General features: G+C 57.2%; 7 protein-coding genes. All 7 read left to right on the forward strand.

Features of this window, described 5'->3' with window-relative positions; genetic code table 11:
* Positions 1–1167, forward strand: a 1167-nt coding sequence (locus IEX64_RS23670) for a hypothetical protein (RefSeq protein ID WP_229710711.1), incomplete at its 5' end; no start/stop codon positions are given.
* The gene (locus tag IEX64_RS23675) at positions 1164–2603 is read left to right on the forward strand and encodes an ABC transporter substrate-binding protein (RefSeq protein WP_188823871.1); all 1440 of its coding nucleotides are present in this window, start codon (positions 1164–1166) and stop codon (positions 2601–2603) included. The genes IEX64_RS23670 and IEX64_RS23675, both read left to right, overlap by 4 nt.
* A gap of 23 nt (positions 2604–2626) precedes the next feature.
* Positions 2627–3421 carry a carbohydrate ABC transporter permease gene (locus IEX64_RS23680; protein ID WP_188823873.1) on the forward strand — a complete coding sequence of 265 codons (795 nt, stop codon included), beginning with the start codon at positions 2627–2629 and terminating at the stop codon, positions 3419–3421.
* A 1-nt stretch (position 3422) separates the two neighbouring features.
* Positions 3423–4235, forward strand: coding sequence for an ABC transporter permease subunit (locus IEX64_RS23685; RefSeq protein ID WP_188823876.1), 813 nt, complete (start codon positions 3423–3425; stop codon positions 4233–4235).
* Complete coding sequence (locus IEX64_RS23690) at positions 4232–5098, forward strand: ATP-binding cassette domain-containing protein (protein ID WP_188823878.1); 867 nt, start codon at positions 4232–4234, stop codon at positions 5096–5098. Before IEX64_RS23685 ends, IEX64_RS23690 begins: the two co-directional genes overlap by 4 nt.
* Positions 5040–5852, forward strand: coding sequence for a TylF/MycF/NovP-related O-methyltransferase (locus IEX64_RS23695; RefSeq protein WP_188823880.1), 813 nt, complete (start codon positions 5040–5042; stop codon positions 5850–5852). The genes IEX64_RS23690 and IEX64_RS23695 overlap by 59 nt, the downstream gene beginning before the upstream one ends.
* A 67-nt stretch (positions 5853–5919) precedes the next feature.
* The gene (locus IEX64_RS23700; protein WP_188823882.1) at positions 5920–6351 is read left to right on the forward strand and encodes a hypothetical protein; all 432 of its coding nucleotides are present in this window, start codon (positions 5920–5922) and stop codon (positions 6349–6351) included.
* Positions 6352–6400 lie beyond the last annotated feature (49 nt).

The raw sequence follows: 6400 nt of genomic DNA on the forward strand, positions 1-6400 counted from the left end.
ATGGTGAATCACGTCAGCCCCAAACCCGATACCCTCAGTGAGTCAGATTCCACAGGTTTTGGTATGAGCGCTGTCCAGCCGCTTCGTCAGAGCCTTTTGGCGGCCCAAAATGCCAATCTGCCAGAGCTTGGCTGCTCGAGCACTTGGCTTGATGGCCTGCGAAAATTCCAGACCGTTCCCGGTAAGATTGCCAGTGCCTGCTCCAAGGCGAGCACCGAGTGCGAAATTCCGCACCAAAAGCTCCTGCTCGAAGACCTAGTAGATTTCGAAAAGGGCATCGCGTCGGTCCAGGACTCGCTAAAGGCCTTTGATCGCCTTTGTTACGGTTCGCTCGCCAAGCCTTCCTATTGCGGATATTATCTGGAGCACCGCGATGACCAGATCGGCGCTCTCGATAGCCTCGTCAGCTCGCACTACCGGGAAAAGCCCGAAGCGCGAACGGCACTGTGGAGCATATTCAGTGAAGCCGAAACATGCGCAGCGGATCGGACCTTTTTGACATCGTCCAATCGCCTGGTCTCAGGCGTCGATTCCACAGCACGTCCGCGTACACTGGCTGACTTCGAACGGCTAGGAGAAACGATTTCCGCCATGCGCGTAGCGATGCAAACTGAAGATACGCGTGTGAGAAGTGCGCCTGCCGGGGGCATGTTCACGGTCCAGCTGCCTAAAGACGCAAGCCTGCCAATCCTGCAATTCCTCGGCCTGATTTCCATTCTGTATGCATTCTTGCATGTGCGCAGGCTGCGCCGTCTTGCAACTGCCCACACTTTGGACAACGGGCATTTGCTCTACTCGCTCTATCCCGTTGCTTCCCATGCCTTCACGGCGCCGGTCTTCGGGGTCCGTACACATGGCGATCCAGCTAGCCGGTCGGCAGCGCGCTTCTCGGCGCACATGACCTCGATTGCATTCGATTGGATTCCGCTGATCGCCCTCTCCTGTGCCGGGGCGGCAGTTCTTGGCGCATTGTTCTTGCGGTTGTTGGGCAATGATGAATTTTCGCCCTGGGCGATCGCCTTGGCCGCCATCTTTTTCGCACTGCAGTTGGTCGTGACGCTGGCCTACCGCTCCGAACAGCATGTGGCGAAGGACGAGTTCAACCAATGGGTCAGTCAGCCCCCGGACTTACCGCAAGAGAAAGATCCCAAAGGAGATTTGGCATGAGGAAGTCGCTTCGAGTCCTTCGCCAGTTGGTCGCAGTGTCGGCGGCTGCAGCCATGTTGGCGAGTTGCTCGGGTCGGGACGCCGCGAACACGACCGATCTGATCATTTGGCAAACCGAAACCGATCCAAAGGCGAAGGAGGTTCTCGATGCCTTGGCGGTGTCCTTCGAACAGGCGCATCCGGGCGTGGACGTCCAAATAGAATCGGTCCCTTGGGGCTCGCTGGCGGAAAAGCTCGCCACGGCGTTGCGCGCCGAGGATCCGCCTGACATCGCCCATCTGGAACCCTTCATGGCCTATGGGCTTGTCGAGCGCGGACTCCTCAGTCCGATCGATGACATCGTCGCCGATATCGAGGAAGCCAACGGGCCCATTTTGCCGGCTGTCCGCGACTTACAACTCTTCGATGGCAAACGATATGGAATGGCCTATGCAGTCGGTATTACCGGTTGGACATTCGACACGCGAAAATCTGGCGGCTTGGCGCTGCCATATCCCGGCGGAACGAGCGGTACGATCTCGCAGGACGCCCTCTTCCAGTATCTCGCCCGGGTAAAGGCCGCCAATCCCGACGCGAAGGTTCTGCTGCCGGGAGGTAGCCCATTCTTCATGGATCAACTGTTCGGCGAGCTTGTCGCCAACGCGGGCGGCCGCTTGTACGATCCTGCAACACAGAAATTTCTCTTCAAGAGCGAACCGGCGAGGCAGGCCCTACAATTCTTCATCCGGCTGAAGGATGCCGGTTTACTCAGCCCCGATTGGCAAGGGCAGCAATATGTTGACCAGTTCAGCAGGCTTGCAGCACCGGGCAACACGTTTCTCACGCCCGTTACTTATGCGCGAGCAAGTGTCGCGATCGAAAAAACCCTCGAAGGCGAACCCGCATCGGCAACTGCTTCGGTCTTCCGATTCATGTCGCCGCCGACGGCCCAAGCCAATGGCCGACCTGTCGCCACCATCGACGCCGAACCATTCGTCATTTTTGAGCGCACCACATCGGAGACGGTGCCCGGCGGAGGGACCAAGCGTGCTCTGGCCGCTGAATTCCTGCGCGCGTTCTACGCGCAGGAAAATTATCTGAAGTTTGTTGCAACGGTTCCCATTCACCTGACTCCGATCTTTGGCAAACTCGCCAATGACCCGGCATATCTAAATAGCATCCGTCCGGGGTGGGTGGATTGGCACCGGCACACATTGACGTTTCTTGAAGACGCCAATCTCACCCGGCCCATTCTGGTTCCAGGGCCGGACTCTTCGACCCTCGCCGAAGACTTGCGCAATCCATATCTGCTTCAGCTTCAGGCGCAGGGCATCATCTCGCGGGCGATCGGACAGGCGCTCGAGCCCAATGCCAATGTCGAGAGCATTCTAGACGAAGCGCAATCGGCGGCCATGCGGCTCGTGAACCGCGAAATACGGCCAGCCGGGGGACAATAATCTCGATTTTGTGGGGCGCGACAATGATCCGAGTGCTGATTGGCATCCCGGCCAGCTTGATGGCATTGTCGTTGCTCCTCGTCTTGCTACTCCTGCTATTTGATTTCCCGCCCTGGCCGTCGGCAAACAATCTCAGCCTCGCATGGCCGTTTCTTGTGCGCGCTTTTGTTTTCGCTCTCGTCACGGCTAGCGGACAAGTATGCCTCGGCCTCTTGGCGGCATTGAGCGTCCTTTGGCTGGCCCGAACGAAAAAGAGTCAACTCGCACTCATTACGGTCTTCCTGATCCCTTATGCGATCCCAGCTTCGGTGATCGGGCTGGCATTCCGGTTCGCCATCGGGCCACAAAGTGCCTGGGCCCAGTTCACAAGCCCGCTCTTGGGGGTTCCTCCCAATTTCTGGCTGTACCAGCATGCATTCGAGGCTGCAGTGCTGGCCAGTACCTGGCAGTTCTTTCCGTTCGCGTTCCTCCTCTCCTATCTTGGTCTGCGAACGACGCCGCGAGCCGTGCTGCAAGCCGCCCAAATGGACGGAGCACCTTTCACCAGAACGACCCTCATGGTCGTACTGGCAAGGATCCTTCCGGTGATCATGGCCATTTTTGCGCTGCGATTGGCATTCATGCTCGTCAAATTCGACACACCATTCGTTTTTACCGAGATGATTGCATCCGGGGACGACGTCGCCACGATCGAGTTGTGGCGAACCATTGCCGGGTCGACCAGCCCCGAACTCAACATCATCGCCTGGTGTCTCCAGATCACATCTTTTCTCTTGTCGCTCGGCTATCTGGCCGCACGGCGGGAAGGTGCGGACTAATATGATGCGGCAGGCCACACTCACCCTTCTCGCGCTCGCGCTCGTTCTCTTTGCTCTGCTACCGCTGATCGTGCTGCTGCTCGCTTCCGGGCTCCCTGATCTGGCTGTGCGCCCCGAAGGCATCGCATGGGAGGCGTTCCGACACTGGAAAGGACCCCGGCTTTCGTTGCTTTGGGATCCTTCAAACGACGTTATGTGGGTATCGCTCTGGCGTACGACTTGGCTCGCCCTTTCGGCGTCGATGGCAGCATCCACCCTGGCTATCGTCGCGGCCTATCTGGCGACACGGCAGCGATCGAGATTCTGGCGACGCGGGACGCAATTCCTCTCGCTTGTGGCCTATGGTCTCCCGAGCATCTTCCTGCTTATAGCCTATCAGCCATATCTGCTGGAGTTGCCGATCGAGCCTCTCGCACGCGTCTGGCTGCTGCACTTTCTCTATCTCCTTCCGATGTGTTCGATCCTCACGATCGGCTACGCAGAATCCTATCCTCATCTTCTGGACCGATCTGCCGCGATTGACGGCGCGGGTTGGGGCGAGCGGTTCAAGCTGGCCTATCAAGGGAACCTCTGGCGGGGACATCTCGCCGTCACCTGCATCGGAACTCTGATCTCATGGGGTGATATCGTGATTTCACAGCAACTCCTCTCCGGCGAGTCCAAGCTCTTGGTCGATCTCTATATTCTGCGATATTTCCAGAACGATTCGACCTTCCCGAGCTACACCAGCGCGGCGCTGTTCAGTCTCGTCCTCGGCCTTATCGCGATCATCCTGGCGTTCATCATTGCCGCAACAAACAGGCGTAGTGTATGATCGTTCCTGCCGAAAATATGCTTCGTCTTGAGGAACTCAGCATCCTGCGCCGCGACGAGCCTCCCTTGGTCGAAGGCCTGTCAATCGCCGTCGGGGCCGGAGAGATACTAGCCATCGTCGGCCGCTCGGGCATTGGGAAATCCTCGATCCTCAATGTCGTTGCCGGCTTTGTCACTCAACAGGGGCGACCGAACGCATCGCCCTGGCACTGGTTCTGGCGCAAAGACGACCTGCAATATCAAGGCTCGGTCTTCGTCAATGGAGCGACGATCGACGGGAGCCCGCCCGAACTCAGAAAACCCATTGGCATGGTTATGCAAGGAGGCGTGGTCTATGAACACATGTCAGTCTTGGAGAATGTCACCTTCCCACTTCGCGCCGCAGGTCTGCGCGATGCGCAAAAGCTGCGCGAGGAAGCTCTGCGCCTGCTCCATGAGGTGGAGCTTTTCGATGACCTAAAAGGCAAGGCGCTTGACCAGCATCTGACCGGCAAGGCGCGTTCTCTCTCGGGAGGTGAACGTCAACGCCTCGCTCTTGCCCGCGCACTGGCGAAGAATCCAAGTGTGTTCCTTCTGGACGAAGCATTTGCCAATCTGGACCCCGTTCTGCGCGGGGATTTGTTCGATCGTTTTACAAGGCTCATCGTCGGCCAGTCACGATGTGCAATGGTGGTAACGCATGATTTATCCGACCTTGCCAAAGTCCAAAGAGTTCTCCTCCTCGGGCCAGGTGACGATGGACCCGGTTACTGTTCCTACCGACGAGAAAGTAGTAACGTCTTCACCATCGAATCAAGCTGTGGGGATGGATCAGACTATTGGCAAACATGGCATCATAGAATCTGCGCCGCTGCTGCTGAATAGTCCTTCCGGTGAACTAGCTCCGCAGCGCAAGGTCGCGCCTGCCTCGCCCTTGCGCCGCATCTATCGAATTCTGCGTCCCATTCCACGTTCTCCCGTTCCGGCTTCGAGCGAAGACGCCTATCGGCTGCAACTCATTCCAACGGAGACTTTGACAGGGCGCTTCGAAGAAGCACTCACCATTCTCTCGCAATACCTTGGCGACCAAATCGGTGCCTATGTGGAATTCGGCGTCTACAATGGCTCTTCGATGCTGTGTATGCGCAGTGCTCTGCGTACGTTGGGCATTCGCGATCTCTCATTATTCGGGTTCGACTCATTTCAGGGACTGCCGGACACGGCTGCGCATGATGACGGCGGTGTCTGGCACGCCGGTCAATTCTCTTGTCCTCGCTGCGTCACGGAACAGCGCCTCGAGCCACTGACCGACACCGCCAATCCGATAACCCTCATCGAGGGCTGGTATGCCGACACTTTGTCCGCTGGCGATGTCTATGGCATCGGCCGGGCGTCGATCGTCATGATCGACTCCGACACCTACACGTCTGCGCGCCATGCCCTTCGATTTGTCGCACCGATTCTGACCTCACCGTCGATCATCATGTTCGATGACTGGAAGCTAAATGACCTAGATGTTAAAGCGCTTGGGGAATACAAAGCGTTTCACGAATGGGTAGCGCAATATCCCGAAATCCGATGGAAAAGGCTACGCTCCTACAATAGAAAGTCTCGGGTGTTTTTGCTGATCCGTCGCTAAGCAAGGCATTCTCTATTCATACTGATTGATTTGTAATTAGAATGACGCAAGCAGCGGGAGAGAGTCGATGTGCAAATCTTGGCTAGTCTCGCCCTTTATCTGTTCAGCGCTTTTCGCCGGGTCAGCATCGGCGGAGACCAATCGCAATTATGACACACCTTATTGCGGCGAAATTGAGGCGCCGCCCCGATTTGCGGGCGCCAACCCGGGGCGTCGAGCCTGTCCCAATGCAATCGCGCGCTCCTACTTGCCCAAATATAAGGGTATCGCAAGAACAGCACTCGATCTTGAAAACGAGGCATGTTTCGTGCCGGACGCAACCTACCAGCTCCTAGACGAGATCATCGATGAGGTTCGATTGCGCGTCACAGATGAAGGGCTCAGACCGAACGTCAACGCTTCGCAAGCGGTCTTGAAGAAGATTAGCGCCATCACGGGCGACGTTCTCGAAGACAAGGGGTTCCAACTGGAGATTCCGACTGATACCAAGACTCTCTGATCACGACCCATGCGCCCACTGGCGCAAGCCGATGGACATGATGCGCCAT

Source organism: Novosphingobium indicum, from assembly GCF_014645195.1.
GTDB lineage: Bacteria > Pseudomonadota > Alphaproteobacteria > Sphingomonadales > Sphingomonadaceae > Novosphingobium > Novosphingobium indicum.